The sequence below is a fragment of the Micromonospora sp. NBC_01392 genome, assembly GCF_045040125.1.
Lineage (GTDB): Bacteria > Actinomycetota > Actinomycetes > Mycobacteriales > Micromonosporaceae > Micromonospora.
The window spans coordinates 5,040,640-5,057,336 of sequence record NZ_CP109549.1 but is presented as its reverse complement, the minus strand read 5'-3'; the positions used below and the strand labels follow the sequence as shown (position 1 = coordinate 5,057,336).

Genomic DNA, 16,697 nt, shown 5'->3' with positions numbered 1-16,697 from the left:
TGGTGAACATGCCGAGCCGGTCGAGAAGCGCGGCCCGCTCGGCCCCGGTGGCGCTGTCGAGGGCGTCGAGGACGGTGAGGAGGTCGCGCATCTCTTCCAGGTTGAAACCCGAGGGGCTTCATCCGTTTGACCGCGGCGAGGCGGTCGAGGTCGGGCTCGGTGTACAGGCGGAAGTGCCCTCGCTACGCGCGGAGGGCACGATCAACCCGGCTTCCTCGTAGTGCCGAATGGTCCGGATGCTCAGCCCGACCCGCTCGGCTGCCTCACCGATCTGCATCGGGCGGCCGGTGGCCGGGCCGGTGGTGTCCTGCCCCGGCCCGGTGTCCCGGCTGGTGGTGGCCATCAGTGGCCGACACCGAGTTGGCCGGCGAGGGTGTCGTGGATGCGGGCGCTGGGCTTGTTCAGCTCGATGATCTCGACGGTCGTGCCCCGGCTGGCGTACTTGGTGGTGATGGCGTCGAGGGCGGCGACGGATGAGGCGGCGACCTTCGAGCTCGCGGTGGAGTTGGTGCGGCCGGCGGGGCGGGTCGCCAACATCGGCGTACACGGCAGACCGGTCACCCTGCACCTGGAGCGGCTCTGGTCGCGGGACCTGACGATCACCACGGGGTTGGTCGACACCTCCTCGACGCCGACCCTGCTGCGCCTGCTCGCTGCCGCTCGGGTCGACGCGGCGCGTTTCGTCACCCACCGCTTCGGCCTGGACGACATCATCCGGGCCTACGACACGTTCAGTGACGTCGGACGGACCGGGGCCCTGAAGGTCGTGCTCAGCCGCGTCTGACGTCCCGACCGTTGCCGCGCGGACACCGACCAGGTTCGGCAGCGACCTCAGCCGGCAACTCGTCACCTGGTCACGGCCCGACCGGATACACCAGTCGAGCCGTGACCATCTCCGGGTCAGCGTGCCGCGCCCCCCAGCACAGCGCGCGCCCGGTCGCCGTGCCCCGCCGCGACGAGAACCTCGAATCGGCGGGGCACGGTGGCACTTCGGGAGACGTCGTCGTCGCGCCCTCCGGTCAGGCCGTACGCGGCGGTCATTGCCGACTCCCGATCTCGTCCCGCTCGAGGTCGGTCGGCGGCACCACCACGACCGGGCAGGGTGCGTGCTGAACGCAGTGCTGGCTGACCGAACCGAGCAGCATCCCGGCGAAGGCGCCGTGCCCTCGGCTGCCCACCACCAGCATCTGCGCCCCGTGGGCGACGTCGAGCAGTGCCTGGGACGGATGGCCGTGCACGACCCGGGTCCGGATCTCGGCGGGTGGCCGCTCGGCGGCCTCGTCCTCGACCGCCTCCGCAAGCATCTTCCCGGTGATGGCGGCGAGGTCGACGTCCTCGAACACCGAAGGCGACCACGCGTACGCGAACCCGTACACGGGCGGGCCCTGCCACGCGCTGACAGCTTCGACCGTCGCGCCGGTCAACCGGCCCTGGCCGACTGCCCAGCTCAGCGCCGTTCGGGAGCCCGCCGATCCGTCGACGCCGACGACGATGCGTCGGTCCTGCTCCTCGCTTCGGTTCACCATGTCGTCGTCCTCACGGCCTCTCGGATCGTCGGCACCGGCCGGCCCTACCTGAGCCATGCGAATTGTCGTACCAATGGGACCTCGGCCCACCGGGCGCCCAGGCCCAGGGTGTGGCCGGCGCCCAGGAGGGCGAGGACGACCAGCACGGCTGCGTAGACGAGGTGGTCGTCCATGAAGGGGTTGCTGGCCGGCGGTAGGACCGCGGTCCACATCATGATGGTGAGCAGCGCGCCGGCCCCGGCGGCCAGTCGCATCGCGACCCCGAGGAGCAACGCGACACCCACCGCGAGCAGCGCGCCCATGAACAGCACGTCGGTCAGCCAGCCGCCGGCGATCGAGTGGTAGAAGCCGGTGAACGGGCCGGTGGCCGCCGACCCCAGGAACCCCTTGGTCGGGCTGCCGCCGTTGACCCAGGATCTCGCCGCGGTCGTCTCGTGTCCCAGGCCGAACAGCTTGTCCAGGAAGGCCCAGAGGAAGATCCAGCCCAACGCGAGACGGATCCCCGCGAGCAGGTGACGGACCGGCGCGCTCAACTGCGGACCGGCGCCGGTCGCAGCGGATGGTGTCGCCTCGCGGTGTGCCGCGGTGGGTCCCGGACCGGCCGGGTCACCCGGTCGGGGCCGGTGCCCACCGACATCGGTCGCCGGTTGCGCCAGCCGGGCGGTTGGTACGGCGCCGCGCGCCACGCCGTTGTGGTCCTTGGCGATGTAGGCCATCGCACTCACATTCCCTCGCTGCTCAACTACGGGCCCACAGCCTGAGGAGACCATGGGTGGTTCCGGTTGCCAGGAAGGCGATCCACAGGCCACGACGACGCATTCCGCCACGCGTGTGGCGCGGTCGGCGGTAGCGGGGGACCGGTCAGCTCCTGGGCGGATCGACGACGGCGGGCGGTCAGCCACCGGGGGCCCGAGCGACGCCCTCACTCTACGCCCAGTCGGTGGAAAAGGCGCCGAGGGTTGTGCCCTGGATCGGTACGGGCGACCTCCCGAGCTGGGTGGGTGTTGGCTGCGGCGCGCCGCGCGCAGACCGGCCGGGGGTGGGGTCCGGCAGGTTGTCGACGGCGTCGCACCGAGCGATGTCTCGCCGCCGGATCGCCCACCGGCCGACCTCGTCCGCTCCCCAGACGGTCGCCGGGGGACCACCCGGCGCGGCTGAGGGTGTAGAGGTATCCGCCCATGACCAGGGCCGCGGAGACGCCGCCGAGCAGCGGGCGACGTCGGTGCCGGAGCGACCCATCGCGACGCCGATGTCGGCGTGCCGCAGTGCGGGTCTGATCGTCGAGCGGTCGGACGGTGCCGCCGGGGTCGGCGAGGTGGGTGCAGCACGGCAACACCGTCAGGTGTCGAGGACAGGCGATGCAGGGGCGGCTGCGGCGCGAAGCGGCCTGGGTGGACTGGCGGTGCACTCCCTGCGCGAGCCTGCGGTGTCCGGGCCGCGAGCACGCGCCGACCTGGCCGAGAGCTGTCATCGGGGAGGTCGGCTCCGCAACGGCGACCTAACCGTACGCGCCATTCGCCCGCACGGCGTTGTCGATCAGTGCCGCGGCCTCGTGGGACGACGGTTGCCGTCGACAGGCGTACGGTAGGGGTGTCGCCCTGGACCCCGGTGGCCGGTAGTTGGCCGTTGCGGGCACGGCGACGTTTCTTCGCCTCCGCAGCGATCGGGTGCGTTTCTCGCTGGGCACTGTCTCTCGTGCACGAAGATCCGGCTGCGGCCGAAGTCAGGAACCTGTCATGTCGTACGTGTGGCTCGTCGTCGTCCTGGTACTGGTTCTGTTCCTGTTGTCGTTGGCGTTGAAGGTGGTCAAGCAGTACGAGCAGGGTGTGCTGTTCCGGCTCGGCAGGGTGATCGGGGTCCGCCGCGCGGGACTGACCGTGATCATCCCGTTCATCGACGTGCTGAACCGCGTCAGCCTGCGGATCATCACCATGCCGATCCAGTCGCAGGGCATCATCACCAGGGACAACGTCAGCGTTGACGTCTCCGCGGTCGCGTACTTTCGGGTCGTCGACGCGGTGAAGTCCGTCGTCGCGATCGAGAATGTCGGCGCCGCCATCAACCAGATCGCGCAGACCACCCTGCGTAAGGTCGTCGGGCAGCACACCCTCGACGAGACGCTGTCCGAGACGGACCGGATCAACGTCGACATCAAGACGATCCTGGACGTGGCCACCGAGGACTGGGGTGTCGAGGTCACGCTCGTCGAGTTGAAGGACATCCAGCTGCCGGAGAGCATGAAGCGCGCCATGGCCCGTCAGGCCGAGGCGGAGCGGGAGAAGCGCGCGAAGATCATTGCGGCTGAGGGCGAAGCGCTCGCCGCGGACGCGCTCGGTGCCGCCGCGGACATCATGATGGCCCACCCGCTGGCGTTGCAGCTGCGTAACCTGCAGAGCCTGGTCGAGCTCGGGGTGGACAAGAACACCACGGTGGTGTTCCCGGCGCCGCTGATGAGCACGATCGGCGAACTCGGTGCCTTCCTCGCCCGGGAGGCCGGCGCGGCGAACCTCGCACCGGCGCCGCGTGGCTCCGTCGGGGACGCCGTCCCGCAGGTCAACGGCGCTGTCCGTGCCGCGCCCGCCTCCTGAGGCTGCCCCCGGGCGTGCCGTCGACTCGTTGCGACTCGTCCCCCCGCCGCGCCACCGCGTCGCATGACGCTCCAAGGCGGAAGGCGATACCCCGATGACCGTGACCCCACCCGAGGTGGACGCCACGACGTCAAGCCGCGGTTGCTCGGACACTGGGGTGTCACGCCCGGCCTGAACCTGTACGCGCACCTGTCGCGGATCGTCGCGGCCCGGTCCCAGGAGGTCGTCTGTGTGATGTGCAGTGCCGCCAGGCGCCCGTCTCGCCGCACGCTGGCCTCGACCTACCTTGGCCGGGATCCGATCATCTCGACGTCACCCAGCACATCTCACCCGGCCGGAGTTCGAAGGTTTCTTCACACCGTTGACATGCGTCTGGTCAGCGAATCAACGCCGCTGGTGCGCGCCGGGGGACCGGCGCCTGCCGTCGGCTCGTTCGAGGGCGAGGGATGTCGTCCGCGCCGCCGCTGCGGGCTCGGGACCAGCGCGGCACAGTAATTCACTGGTGGTTTGCGCCGGATGGGTAGGCTCTCGCTGCTCGGAAGGACCGGTGGGACGCCCGGCTCGATGGCCCGCGTGCTCGGTCGAAGCGTGGAGACGGACGGAGTCGGCATGGTCAGCGGGCGTGAGGCCGGCGCGGAGGTCCGTGGAGGCGGCGAGCCGAATGGCGTCGCGCGGTCGCCGGGGGAACCGGCGGATGCGGCGGAGTTGCTGGTGCCCGAGTGTGTGGACACGCCGGCGGCGATCACACCCCCGGCCGGGACGGTGGCGCGGTGGTTGCTCAGACACCGGGTGCAGCCGGCCGGCCCCGAGGCGGGGGAGTCGCATGCCAGGCCGCACTCGTGGTGGAAGGTGATGTGTCTGACCGGGGTGGACTATTTCTCCACCCTGTCGTATCTGCCGGGCATCGCGGCCCTGGCGGCGGGCGCGCTGTCGCCGTTGGCGACGTTGCTGATCGTGGCGTTGACCCTGTTCGGGGTGTTGCCGATGTACCGGCGGGTGGCGCGGGAGAGCCCGCACGGGCAGGGTTCGGTGGCGATGCTCGAGCGGCTGCTGCCGTTCTGGCGGGGCAAGGTGTTCGTGCTGGTCCTGCTCGGCTTCGTCGCCACGTCGTGGATCATCACGATCACCCTGTCGTCGGCGGACGCGACGGTGCACCTGTTGGAGAACCCGGTCCTGCCCGACGCGTTCCCGCACGGCACGACCGCGGCCGTGGTGGTGACCGTGGTTCTGCTGCTGATCCTCGGCGGGGTGTTCCTGCTCGGTTTCAGCGAGGCCGTCGGGGTCGCCATCCCTCTGGTGGCGGTGTTCCTCCTGCTGAACGCCGCGATCGTGGTGGTCGGTCTGGTCGAGGTGGTCCGCGATCCGGCGTTGCTGTCGGGCTGGACCTCCGCGTTGACCGCCGGCACCGGCGGTGTCGGTGACGTCGTCGGCCCGGCCGTGTTGGCGTTTCCGCTGTTGGTGCTGGGCCTGTCCGGCTTCGAGACGGGTGTGAGCATGATGCCGCTGGTCAAGGGCGACGGTCCGGACGGTGAGGCACGCCTGCGGGCGCGCATCGGCAACACCCGCAAGTTGCTCACCACCGCCGCGCTGATCATGTCCGGGTATCTGCTGACCACGACGTTCGTCACCACCGTGTTGATTCCCGCCGAGGAGTTCGCCCCCGGCGGCCGGGCCAACGGACGGGCGTTGGCCTACGTCGCCCACGAGTATCTCGGGGAGGCGTTCGGCACCGTCTACGACATCAGCAGCGTGCTGATCCTGTGGTTCGCCGGCGCGTCGGCGATGGCCGGTCTGATCAACATCGTGCCCCGGTACCTGCCGTCGTACGGAATGGCGCCGGAGTGGGGCCGGGCGGTCCGGCCGGTGGTGATCGTCTACACGCTGATCAGCGTCGCGATCACGGTGGCGTTCCGCGCGGACGTCAACGCTCAGGCCGGCGCGTACGCCACCGGGATCCTGGCGATGATGGTCTCCGGCGCGGTCGCGGTGACCATCTCCGCGTTGCGCGGCCGGCAGCGCCGCGCCACCGCCGGGTTCGCGGCGCTGACGCTGGTGCTGGTGTACGCGCTGGTCGCCAACGTGATCGAGAAGCCGGAGGGGATCGCCATCTCCGGCCTGTTCATCGCCGGGATCATCGTCGTGTCCCTGGTCTCCCGGGTGTCGCGCACCACGGAGCTGCGGGCGGAGCGGATCGAGTTCGACGAGCCGGCCCGCCGGTTCGTCACCGACTCGATCGAGTTCGACGGCCGGCTGGACATCGTCGCCCACCGTCCGGACGCCGGGACCGGCGCGGAGTACCGGGCGAAGGAACGCGCGCAGCGGGGCATGAATCCGGTTCCGGGCGCCGCCGACGTGTTGTTCCTGGAGGTCGAGGTCATCGACCCGTCGGAGTTCAGCGACGTGCTGCGGGTGCGCGGCGTCGAGGTGGACGGATACCGGGTGCTGCGGGTGCAGAGCCCGGCCGCGCCGAACGCCATCGCGGCCGTACTGCTGGCCCTGCGCGACGCCACCGGTCTGCGTCCGCACGCGTACTTCGAGTGGTCCGAGGGCAACCCGATCGCGCACCTGCTGCGCTACCTCCTTCTCGGTCGGGGTGACACGCCGCCGGTGGTGCGGGAGATCATCCGCAAGGTCGAACGGGACCCGACCCGCCGTCCCGGCATCCACGTGGGCGGGTGACGTCCTCGCGCGGCGCGGGAAGCTCCAGCGGATCCGCGCCCGTCGTGGCGATGTCGTCGGGGCCGGAGGCGACCGAGGTCGAAGCCGTCGAGCACGGCGCCCAGGATGTGCCGCCGACAGCGGGACCAGCGGGGTCGACTACGGATTCTTGACGACGTGCCGACCAATTTCTACGCCGTCTTCACGCCGCGGCCAGATCAGCCGAAACCGGGCCGGCCCGTGCGGCGGCGCGGTCGCCGTCACGGCCACGTCAAAAATCGGGTCGTGGTCGTAGCGGGTGCGTGAAAACCGTCGACGGTGGCTGGCCGCCGGGGGTGATATGGCGACGAGGGATCGAGATGCGGGCCCTCATCGTCGCAGGAGGCGCGTGGTGACTGTCGATCCGGATCCGTCGGCCCCGGCCGGCCGCCAACCGACACCGACCGGTGTCAGTGTCGCGGCAGGGTGGGTGGTGATGGTCGCCGCGGCTCTGCTGGCGGCGGCGGTGTTCCCGCCGTCGGAGGCGCCGGGGCGGATGCTCGTCATGGCCGTCGCGGCCGGCGTCTTCGCGTCGGCGGTGGCGGACCTGCGCGCGGTGGCCGCCGTCACCGTGCTCGGGATGGCCACGTTCGTCGGATTCCTGGCCAACCGGTTCGGCGACCTGACCGCGACCGCTGACGCCTGGTCGTACGCCGTGGTGATCGGCTTCGCCGGCGCGCTCGGCAGCGGCTACCGATTCATGCGGTTCCTGCCGGGGGCGGCCGGGCAGGAGCCCGACAGGGCGGCGTACCGGCCGTTCACCTGCGGATCCGACGCGGTGGTCTCGCCGCCGGACACCCCGTTCGGTACCTCTCGTGGGGCGTGACCGACCGCGCACCGCACCGGACACGACGGATTGCGGCGGCCCGCGCCGCCGCGCGCCGCCGCGGCGGGCGGGTTCCTGTCCATCTGTGTGGAGTTGGTGACCGGGCGTGGCCGGGACTGGTGGCCGCGCCCCGGCCGCGTCTTCACGGCCCACCGCCGGCACACCTTCGCCCAGTTGGCCGAGGCGATCGACGTCGCCTTCGGCCGCTGGGACCTGGCGCACCTGCGCATGGTCGTCCTGCCCGACGGCATCGACGTGAGCTGGTCGGCCTGGCGGGACGGGCCGGCGTTCCCCGGCACCCGTGACGGCCGCTCCAGCCGGCTGAACGCGCTGACCGTCGGCACGGTCTTCGCGTACGTGTTCGACCTGGGCGAGGACTGGACGCACCTGTGCACCGTCCGCCGCCCCGACCCCTGCGCCGCGCCGCCGCAGTCGCCCCGGCCCGACCGCGGCTGGGGCGATCTCCCCGACCAGTACGGGCGTCACCGGGCCGACGACCGGGTAAGCGCCCCGCCGCCGCGCGGCTCGTCGACGCTGCTGTCGGACCTGCCGCCGATCCTGCCCTCCTGGGGCGCCCAGGTCGGTGGGTCGCCGCCCCGCGCCGCCGGCACCGCCGGCGACACGTCCCGCGCCCCCGGTGACCCGTTTCACCTGATCAGCGTCCGGCGTTAAAAGGGCGTCAAGAATCGCCCGGGCGGCGTCATGGTTGCGTTAACGACCCTGTCCGCCGCACGTCAGAGGCGCTTTGATTGCCCGGCGCGACCGGATGGCGGTCGTGACGATTCCATTGCCGGTTAGAGGAGTCAGCGGTGTCTGACGTGCTGTTCGTGGTGTTGACGGTGGGGCTGTTCGCGGCTCTCGCTTTCGTGGTGAGGGGTGTGGAGAAGCTGTGAGTGCCGTCAACGCCGTCGGCTTGGTGCTGGCGATCGGGCTGGCCGTGTTCCTGGTGGTCGCCCTGTTGTTCCCGGAGCGGTTCTGATGACCATGACAACAGCGGGCGTCGTCTTTGCCCTGTCCCTGGTCGCGGCGCTGGTCGCGGTCTACAAGCCGTTCGGCGACTACATGTTCCGGGTGGTGTCGGGCACCAAGCAGTCCCGCGTCGAGCGGGGCATGTACCGCCTGGTCGGGGTCAACCCGGCCGCCGAGCAGTCGTGGGGCGTGTACGCGCGCAGCGTGCTGGCGTTCTCCGCGATCTCGATCCTGTTCCTCTACCTGTTGCAGCGGGTGCAGGACAAGCTGTGGCTGTCGCTGGGCTTCGATCCGGTGGTGCCGCACGGCGCCTGGAACACCGCGGTGTCGTTCGTGACCAACACGAACTGGCAGTGGTACTCGGGTGAGTCGACCATGGGCCATCTGGTGCAGATGGCCGGCCTGGCGGTGCAGAACTTCGTCTCCGCCGCGGTCGGCATCGCCGTCGCGGTGGCGCTGGTCCGGGGCTTCGCCCGCAGCCGTACCGGCGAGCTGGGCAACTTCTGGGTCGACCTGACCCGGATCGTCCTGCGGATCCTGCTGCCGATCGCGGTGCTCGGCGCGCTCGCGCTGATGCTCGGCGGCGCGGTGCAGAACCTCTCCGGCGGCACCGACGTCTCCACCCTGACCGGGGGAACCCAGACGATCACCGGCGGGCCGGTGGCCAGCCAGGAGGTGATCAAGGAGCTGGGCACCAACGGCGGCGGCTTCTACAACGTCAACAGCGCCCACCCGTTCGAGAACCCCACCTCGTGGACCAACTGGATCGAGATCTTCCTGATCCTGCTGATCCCGTTCAGCCTGCCCCGGGTCTTCGGCCGGATGGTCGGGCAGAACCGGCAGGGCTACGCGATCGCCGCCGTGATGGGAATCCTGGCTGTCGCCAGCGTCGCCCTGACCAACGTGTTCGAACTCGCCGGGCACGGCACCGTGCCGCAGGCGGTCGGCGCGGCCCTCGAAGGCAAGGAGGTCCGGTTCGACGTCTCGAACTCCGCGACGTTCGCCGCGGCGACGACGCTGACCTCGACCGGCGCGGTCAACTCGTTCCACGACTCGTTCACCGCGCTCGGCGGCATGATGACGATGATCAACATGATGCTCGGCGAGGTCGCCCCGGGCGGCACCGGATCCGGCCTGTACGGGTTGCTGATCCTCGCGGTGATCACCGTGTTCGTCGCCGGCCTGATGGTCGGTCGCACGCCGGAGTACCTGGGCAAGAAGATCGGTTCGAGGGAGATCAAGTTCGCCTCGATGTACTTCCTGGTCACCCCCGCGCTGGTGCTGGCCGGAACAGCGGCGGCCTTCGCGACCGGTAACAACTCCACCGCCCTCAACGTCGGCCCGCACGGGCTCTCCGAGGTGCTCTACGCGTTCACCTCGGCGAGCAACAACAACGGTTCGGCGTTCGCCGGCATCACCGTGAACACGCCCTGGTGGAACACCGCGCTGGGGCTGTGCATGCTGCTCGGCCGGTTCCTGCCGATCATCTTCGTGCTCGCGCTGGCCGGCTCGCTGGCCCGCCAGAATCCCACCCCCGCGTCCGAGGGCACCCTGCCGACCCACAAGCCGCTGTTCATCGGCATGGTCGTCGGCGTCACGGTGGTCCTCGTCGCGCTCACCTTCCTGCCTGCGCTCGCGCTCGGCCCGCTGGCCGAAGGGCTGTGACCACCATGAGAGAGAAGGACATGACCACGTCCACGCCGGCGCCGCACGGCACCGCCGACGCGGCCACCGCCGGCACACCCGCCACCCAGGGCAACCGGGTCGGAGGCGGCCTGCTCGATCCGAAGCAGCTACTCCGATCCCTGCCCGACGCGTTGCGCAAGCTCGACCCGCGCACGCTGTGGCGCAACCCGGTGATGCTGATCGTCGAGATCGGCGCGCTGTTCACCACCGTGCTCGCCGTCGCCGACCCGTCGGTGTTCGCGATCGCCATCGCGATCTGGCTCTGGCTGACCGTGCTCTTCGCCAACCTCGCCGAGGCGGTCGCGGAGGGCCGGGGCAAGGCGCAGGCAGCCACGCTGCGGCAGGCGAAGAAGGACACCGTCGCGACCCGGCTGGTCGGCTGGACGCCGGGCGCCGCCGCGAACACCTACCGGGACGAGGCCGTCCCGGCGCCGGAACTCAAGCAGGGTGACGTCGTGCTGGTCGAGGCCGGCAACATCATCCCGGGCGACGGTGACGTCGTCGAGGGCATCGCCAGCGTCGACGAGTCGGCGATCACCGGCGAGTCCGCCCCGGTCATCCGGGAGTCCGGCGGCGACCGCAGCGCGGTCACCGGGGGGACGAAGGTCCTCTCCGACCGGATCGTCGTGAAGATCACCCAGAAGCCGGGGGAGAGCTTCATCGACCGGATGATCGCGTTGGTCGAGGGCGCCAACCGGCAGAAGACGCCGAACGAGATCGCGCTCAACATCCTGTTGGCCGCGCTGACGATCATTTTCCTGCTCGCGGTGGTGACCCTTCAACCCCTCGCCATCTTCTCCAAGGGCTATCAGGCCGCCGCGCCGGACTCCGGGGCGATCACCGACGCCGGCGTCACCGGCGTGGTGCTGGTGTCGCTGCTGGTCTGCCTCATTCCGACCACGATCGGCGCGCTGCTGTCCGCGATCGGCATCGCCGGCATGGACCGCCTCGTGCAGCGCAACGTGCTGGCCATGAGCGGCCGGGCGGTCGAGGCGGCCGGCGACGTCAACACGCTGCTGCTGGACAAGACCGGCACGATCACGCTGGGCAACCGGCAGGCCGCCGAGTTCGTCCCGGTCGAGGGCGGGACCGCGGCCGAGGTCGCCGACGCCGCCCAGCTGTCCAGCCTGGCCGACGAGACGCCCGAGGGACGCTCGGTGGTGGTGCTGGCCAAGAACGCGTACGGGCTGCGCGAGCGCGAACCCGGCCTCATCCCGCACGCCACCTTCGTGCCGTTCACCGCGCAGACCCGGATGAGTGGCGTCGACCTCACCGCCGACACCGGTGAGAGCCCGTCGCGCCGGGTCCGCAAGGGCGCCGCCGCCGCCGTGATGAAGTGGGTACGCGAGAACGGCGGCCACCCCACCGAGCAGGTGGGGCAGATCGTCGACGAGATCAGCGGCATCGGCGGCACCCCCCTCGTCGTCGCCGAGCACGTCGACGGGGAACCGGCCCGCGCCCTCGGGGTGATCCACCTCAAGGACGTGGTCAAGGCCGGCATGAAGGAACGGTTCGACGAGATGCGCCGGATGGGCATCCGCACCGTGATGATCACCGGGGACAACCCGCGTACCGCGAAGGCCATCGCGGACGAGGCCGGCGTGGACGACTTCCTAGCCGAGGCCACGCCGGAGGACAAGCTCGCCCTGATCCGCAAGGAGCAGGAGGGCGGCCGGCTGGTCGCGATGACCGGCGACGGCACCAACGACGCGCCCGCCCTCGCGCAGGCGGACGTCGGCGTGGCCATGAACACCGGCACGTCCGCCGCGAAGGAGGCCGGCAACATGGTCGACCTCGACTCCGACCCGACCAAGCTGATCGAGATCGTGGAGATCGGCAAGCAGCTCCTGATCACCCGCGGGGCCCTGACGACCTTCTCGATCGCCAACGACATCGCCAAGTACTTCGCAATCATCCCGGCCATGTTCGCCGGCATCTACCCGAGCCTGGACACGTTGAACATCATGCGGCTGTCCAGCCCGGAATCGGCGATCCTGTCCGCGGTCATCTTCAACGCCCTGGTGATCATCGCGCTGATCCCGCTGGCCCTGCGCGGTGTGCGCTACCGCCCGGCCAGCGCCTCGAAACTGCTCAGCCGCAACCTGCTGCTCTACGGCCTCGGCGGCATCGTGGTGCCGTTCGTCGGCATCAAGCTCATCGACCTGCTCATCCAGTTCGTCCCCGGGATCTGACATGCGACTTCCCAGTTGGCTCACCCAACACCTGGCCGCCCTGCGTGCCGTGCTCGCCTTCACCGTGCTGCTCGGGCTGGCCTATCCGCTCGCCCTGGTCGCGGCCGGGCAGCTTCCCGGCCTGTCCGGCAGGGCGGAGGGCTCCCTGATCACCATGAACGGCCGGACCGTCGGCAGCTCGCTGATCGGGCAGTCCTTCACCGACGCCGACGGCAACCCCGTCCCGCGCTACTTCCAGTCCCGCCCGTCCGCGGCCGGCGACGGCTACGACCCCACCTCCACCTCGGCCAGCAACCTCGGCCCGGAGAGCGTCGTCGACACCCTCTCGACCGACCCCGAGGCAGCCTCCGAGAGCCTGCTCACCCAGGTCTGCGCCCGATCCAAGGCGGTCGGTGAACGGGACGGCGTGGACGGGCGGCGGCCCTACTGCACGCCGGACGGGGTGGGCGCGGTGCTGGCCGTGTTCCGCGCCGACGGCCTCACGGGCCGCATCACCCGGGTGGTCAGCGTCAACCAGGTCGCCCCGGCCACCCCGTTCGTCAGCTCGTGGCAGGGCGTACCGGTCGAGCTGGCCGAGCCGGACGAGGACTACGTCGCTGCCGGCGGACTGATCGTCCCGGTCCGGGGCGACGCCCCCGCGACGCCCGCGGTGCCGGCCGACGCCGTCACCGCCAGCGGCAGCGGCCTCGACCCGCACATCTCACCGGCGTACGCCGACATCCAGGTGGCCCGGGTCGCGCGCGAGCGCGGCGCGGACCCCGCAGCGGTCCGGGCCCTGGTGGAGAAGCACACCACCGGCCGGTCGCTCGGCTTCATGGGCGAGCCCGGTGTGAACGTGCTGGAGCTCAACCTCGCGCTCGACGAGAAGTTCCCCGCCCGCTGACGGACGACCTCGGGCAGGGCCGGCCCCGGGTCGGCCCTGCCCGAACCGTCACCACCAGAGAGGATCTTCTGCGTGTCACGAGGAGAGCTTCGCATCTATCTGGGGGCCGCCCCCGGCGTCGGCAAGACCTACGCCATGCTGGAGGAGGCCCAACGTCGGGCCGAACGCGGCACGGACGTGGTGATCGGCTTCGTCGAGACGCACGGCCGCAAGCACACCGCCGCGATGGTCGGCGACCTGGAGCAGGTGCCCCGGCGCACGATCACCTACCGGGGGGCCGAGTTCACCGAGATGGACCTCGACGCGGTCCTCGCGCGCCGGCCCGAGGTGGTGGTGGTCGACGAGCTGGCCCACACCAACGTCCCCGGCTCCCGTCACGACAAGCGCTGGCAGGACGTCCAGGAGCTGCTCGACGCCGGGATCAGTGTGTTGACCACGGTCAACGTCCAGCACCTGGAGTCGCTCAACGACGTCGTCACGCAGATCACCGGCACCACCCAACGCGAGGCGGTGCCGGACGAGGTGGTCCGCGCCGCCGAGCAGGTCGAGCTGGTGGACATGACGCCGGAGGCGCTGCGCCGCCGGATGGCGCACGGCAACATCTACCGCCCCGACAAGATCGACGCCGCGCTCGGCAACTACTTCCGGGTCGGCAACCTCACCGCGTTGCGCGAACTGGCCCTGCTCTGGCTCGCCGACAAGGTCGACGAGCAGCTCGACCGGTACCGCGCCCAGCAGGGCATCTCGGACACCTGGGAGGCGCGGGAGCGGGTCGTGGTCGCGCTCACCGGCGGCCCCGAGGGCGAGACGCTGATCCGCCGGGCGGCCCGGATCGCCGCCCGCAGCAAGGGCGCCGACCTGCTCGCCGTGCACGTCGCCCGCAGCGACGGCCTGGCCGGCGCCGACCCCGCCCAGCTCGCCCGGCAGCGGGTGCTGGTGGAGAGCCTCGGCGGCACCTACCACCAGGTTCTCGGCACCGACGTGCCGCAGGCGTTGCTCGACTTCGCCCAGGGCGTCAACGCCACCCAACTCGTGCTCGGCGCCAGCCGACGGGGACGCCTCGCCCAGGTGTTCTCCCGCGGCGTCGGGGTCACCACCACCGCCCTGTCCGGCGCCATCGACGTACACCTGGTCACCCATCCGGAGGCGGGTCGGGGCCGGCGCTCCTCGGCGGTGCCGGCGGCACTGTCGCGCCGACGCCGGCTGCTCGGCTTCGCGCTGGCCGGGCTGGGGATGCCGCTGCTCACCCTGCTGCTGTGGGCGCTGCCGGATCTCACCCTGACCAACGACATCCTGCTGTTCCTCGCCGGCGTGGTCGGGGTGGCGCTGGTCGGCGGGCTGTGGCCGGCGCTGGTCGCCGCGCTCGGCGGCTCGCTGCTGCTCAACTGGTACTTCACCCCGCCCTTCTACACGCTGACCATCGCCGAGGCGGACAACCTGCTTGCCCTCGGCGTCTTCGTCGGCGTCGCCCTCGCGGTCAGTTGGGTGGTCGACGTGGCGGCCCGCCGTACCCGCGAAGCGGCCCGGGCCTCCGCCGACGCGCAGACCCTCGCCGTCGTCGCCGGCGGGGTGCTGCGCGGGCAGCGGCCACTGCCCGCGCTGCTGGACCGGCTCCGGGAAACCTTCGGGCTGCGCGCGGTCAGCGTGCTGGAGTTGGCCGCCGACGCCGAGGGGCGGCCCGGCCGGGCCCGCGAGGAAGGCGCCTGGCGGGTCGTGGCCAGCGTGGGGGAGGCACCGGCGTGCAGCCCCAGCGCGGGGGAGACGGCGGTACCGGTCGACGACCGGCTGACCGTCGTGCTCTCCGGTCGTCGCCTGGAGGCCGCCGACCGGCGCATCGTCGAGGCGTTCGCCGCCCAGGCCGCCGTCGCGCTGCGCCAGGAGCGCCTCGCCGAGGAAGCGGCCACCGCCCGCCCACTGGCCGCCGCCGACCGGATGCGCACCGCGCTGCTCGCCGCCGTCAGCCACGACCTGCGTACGCCGCTCGCGTCGGCGAAGGCCGCTGTCAGCAGCCTGCGCAGCCCGGACATCGAGTTCGACCCGGACGACCGGGAGGAGTTGCTGGCCACCGCCGACGAGTCACTGGACCGGCTCGGGCGGTTGGTGGAAAACCTCCTCGACATGAGCCGACTTCAGGCCGGCGTGCTGGGCGTCAGATCCACAGCGATCGGACTGGAGGACGCCGTACCGCGGGCGCTGGACGAACTGGGCCCGATGGCGGCCGACGTCACCACCGACATCCCGGCGGACCTGCCGGCCGCCGAGGCCGACCCGGGGCTGCTGGAGCGGGTGCTTGTCAACATCGTCGCCAACGCGCTGCGGCACAGCCCACCCGGGCAGCCGCCCACCGTCACCGCCAGCGCCCACGCCGGCCAGGTCGAGCTACGGGTGATCGACACCGGCCCGGGCATCCCGCAGGACCAGTGGGAACACGTGTTCCTGCCGTTCCAGCGCCTCGGCGACCGGGACAACCAGACCGGGGTGGGGCTCGGACTCGCCCTGTCCCGCGGCCTGGCCGAGGCGATGGGCGGCAGCATCACCCCCGAGACCACGCCCGGCGGCGGTCTCACCATGGTGCTGCGGCTGCCGGCCGCCACCGGGTCGGAAGGGCCGCGGGAATGACCCGCATCCTCGTCGTGGACGACGAGCCGCAGATCCTGCGCGCACTGCGGATCAACCTGCGGGCCCGCGGCTACGACGTCGAGGTCGCCGACACCGGCGCGGCCGCGCTGAAGGCGGCCGCCGGCCACCCGCCGGACCTGGTGGTGCTCGACCTCGGCCTGCCCGACATCGACGGCATCGACGTCATCCGCGGCCTACGCGGCTGGACCGGCGTGCCGATCATCGTGCTCTCCGGCCGGGCCGGCAGCGAGGACAAGGTCGCCGCCCTCGACGCCGGCGCCGACGACTACGTCACCAAACCCTTCGGCGTGGACGAACTGCTCGCCCGCATCCGCGCGGTCACCCGCCGCCTCACGCCAACAGCGGCCGATGCTCCGGCGCCCTCCGCGACGGCTGCCCCCCGGGTGGGCCGGCACACCGTCAACCTCGCCGACCGGACCGTCACCCGCGACGATGGTGCCGAGGTCCGGCTCACCCCCACCCAGTGGGCCATGCTCGACAAGCTGCTGCGCCACCCCGGCAAGCTGATCAGCCAGCGGCAGTTGCTGCACGACGTGTGGGGACCCGAATACCAGCACGAGACCAACTACCTGCGGCAGTACATGGCCCAGCTGCGGCGCAAGCTCGAAGACGATCCCGCCCGCCCCCGGCACCTCATCACCGAACCGGGCATGGGCTACCGCTATCGGCCCTGAGCGCGACAGCCTGGCG

13 protein-coding genes and 2 pseudogenes are annotated in these 16,697 nt (G+C 71.4%); 12 read left to right on the top strand and 3 right to left on the bottom strand.

The genetic code is table 11. The features are described 5' to 3' along the window. Positions 1-4: 4 nt before the first annotated feature. Positions 5-277 (bottom strand): annotated as a pseudogene (locus tag OG767_RS21605) (MerR family transcriptional regulator); the annotation flags it as partial. Positions 278-382: 105 nt separating this feature from the next. Between OG767_RS21605 and OG767_RS21600 the strand changes: the two are divergent. After that, positions 383-784, top strand: a complete 402-nt coding sequence (locus tag OG767_RS21600; protein ID WP_405094366.1) for a hypothetical protein — start codon at positions 383-385, stop codon at positions 782-784. A 253-nt stretch (positions 785-1,037) separates the two neighbouring features. Here the strand turns inward: OG767_RS21600 and OG767_RS21595 are convergent, their stop codons facing one another. Together OG767_RS21595 and OG767_RS21590 are read right to left on the bottom strand one after the other, a co-directional pair. Beyond that, positions 1,038-1,526, bottom strand: coding sequence for a universal stress protein (locus OG767_RS21595; protein ID WP_405090240.1), 489 nt, complete (start codon positions 1,524-1,526; stop codon positions 1,038-1,040). Positions 1,527-1,570: 44 nt separating this feature from the next. Then, positions 1,571-2,242: a hypothetical protein gene (locus OG767_RS21590; RefSeq protein ID WP_405090239.1), complete on the bottom strand. Its 672-nt coding sequence runs from the start codon at positions 2,240-2,242 to the stop codon at positions 1,571-1,573. A gap of 1,020 nt (positions 2,243-3,262) precedes the next feature. Here OG767_RS21590 and OG767_RS21585 point away from each other — a divergent pair. The 11 genes and pseudogenes from OG767_RS21585 to OG767_RS21535 all read left to right on the top strand — a co-directional run bounded on the left by OG767_RS21585 (position 3,263) and on the right by OG767_RS21535 (position 16,681). Further along, a complete protein-coding gene (locus OG767_RS21585) occupies positions 3,263-4,114 on the top strand; it encodes a slipin family protein (RefSeq protein ID WP_405090238.1) in 852 nt (283 codons plus the stop codon). Between the two features lie 129 nt (positions 4,115-4,243). Then, a pseudogene (locus OG767_RS21580) lies at positions 4,244-4,609 on the top strand (hypothetical protein); the annotation flags it as partial. A gap of 114 nt (positions 4,610-4,723) precedes the next feature. Then, the gene (locus tag OG767_RS21575; protein ID WP_405090237.1) at positions 4,724-6,793 is read left to right on the top strand and encodes an amino acid transporter; all 2,070 of its coding nucleotides are present in this window, start codon (positions 4,724-4,726) and stop codon (positions 6,791-6,793) included. Positions 6,794-7,247: 454 nt separating this feature from the next. Then, positions 7,248-7,637, top strand: coding sequence for a hypothetical protein (locus tag OG767_RS21570; RefSeq protein WP_405090236.1), 390 nt, complete (start codon positions 7,248-7,250; stop codon positions 7,635-7,637). Positions 7,638-7,733: 96 nt separating this feature from the next. Beyond that, the gene (locus OG767_RS21565; RefSeq protein WP_405090235.1) at positions 7,734-8,309 is read left to right on the top strand and encodes a hypothetical protein; all 576 of its coding nucleotides are present in this window, start codon (positions 7,734-7,736) and stop codon (positions 8,307-8,309) included. Positions 8,310-8,526: 217 nt separating this feature from the next. Continuing rightward, positions 8,527-8,616 (top strand): K(+)-transporting ATPase subunit F, encoded by a 90-nt coding sequence (gene kdpF / locus OG767_RS21560; RefSeq protein WP_074475088.1) that lies wholly within the window; start codon positions 8,527-8,529, stop codon positions 8,614-8,616. Then, on the top strand, positions 8,616-10,271 hold the full coding sequence (kdpA, locus tag OG767_RS21555; protein ID WP_405090234.1) for a potassium-transporting ATPase subunit KdpA: 1,656 nt from the start codon (positions 8,616-8,618) through the stop codon (positions 10,269-10,271). The genes kdpF and kdpA overlap by 1 nt, the downstream gene beginning before the upstream one ends. A 20-nt stretch (positions 10,272-10,291) precedes the next feature. Continuing rightward, positions 10,292-12,484 carry a potassium-transporting ATPase subunit KdpB gene (gene kdpB / locus OG767_RS21550; RefSeq protein WP_405090233.1) on the top strand — a complete coding sequence of 731 codons (2,193 nt, stop codon included), beginning with the start codon at positions 10,292-10,294 and terminating at the stop codon, positions 12,482-12,484. A gap of 1 nt (position 12,485) precedes the next feature. Continuing rightward, positions 12,486-13,367: a potassium-transporting ATPase subunit C gene (locus tag OG767_RS21545; RefSeq protein ID WP_405090232.1), complete on the top strand. Its 882-nt coding sequence runs from the start codon at positions 12,486-12,488 to the stop codon at positions 13,365-13,367. 72 nt (positions 13,368-13,439) lie between these two features. Continuing rightward, the gene (locus tag OG767_RS21540; RefSeq protein ID WP_405090231.1) at positions 13,440-15,986 is read left to right on the top strand and encodes a DUF4118 domain-containing protein; all 2,547 of its coding nucleotides are present in this window, start codon (positions 13,440-13,442) and stop codon (positions 15,984-15,986) included. Beyond that, on the top strand, positions 15,983-16,681 hold the full coding sequence (locus OG767_RS21535) for a response regulator (protein ID WP_405090230.1): 699 nt from the start codon (positions 15,983-15,985) through the stop codon (positions 16,679-16,681). The genes OG767_RS21540 and OG767_RS21535 overlap by 4 nt, the downstream gene beginning before the upstream one ends. Positions 16,682-16,697 lie beyond the last annotated feature (16 nt).

Bases quoted from the DNA above. Each gene is read 5' to 3' on its own strand.
- OG767_RS21600 (WP_405094366.1), top strand. From the start codon at position 383: ATGCGGGCGCTGGGCTTGTTCAGCTCGATGATCTCGACGGTCGTGCCC.
- OG767_RS21595 (WP_405090240.1), bottom strand. From the start codon at position 1,526: ATGGTGAACCGAAGCGAGGAGCAGGACCGACGCATCGTCGTCGGCGTC.
- OG767_RS21590 (WP_405090239.1), bottom strand. From the start codon at position 2,242: ATGGCCTACATCGCCAAGGACCACAACGGCGTGGCGCGCGGCGCCGTA.
- OG767_RS21585 (WP_405090238.1), top strand. From the start codon at position 3,263: ATGTCGTACGTGTGGCTCGTCGTCGTCCTGGTACTGGTTCTGTTCCTG.
- OG767_RS21575 (WP_405090237.1), top strand. From the start codon at position 4,724: ATGGTCAGCGGGCGTGAGGCCGGCGCGGAGGTCCGTGGAGGCGGCGAG.
- OG767_RS21570 (WP_405090236.1), top strand. From the start codon at position 7,248: ATGGTCGCCGCGGCTCTGCTGGCGGCGGCGGTGTTCCCGCCGTCGGAG.
- kdpA (WP_405090234.1), top strand. From the start codon at position 8,616: ATGACCATGACAACAGCGGGCGTCGTCTTTGCCCTGTCCCTGGTCGCG.
- kdpB (WP_405090233.1), top strand. From the start codon at position 10,292: ATGACCACGTCCACGCCGGCGCCGCACGGCACCGCCGACGCGGCCACC.
- OG767_RS21545 (WP_405090232.1), top strand. From the start codon at position 12,486: ATGCGACTTCCCAGTTGGCTCACCCAACACCTGGCCGCCCTGCGTGCC.
- OG767_RS21535 (WP_405090230.1), top strand. From the start codon at position 15,983: ATGACCCGCATCCTCGTCGTGGACGACGAGCCGCAGATCCTGCGCGCA.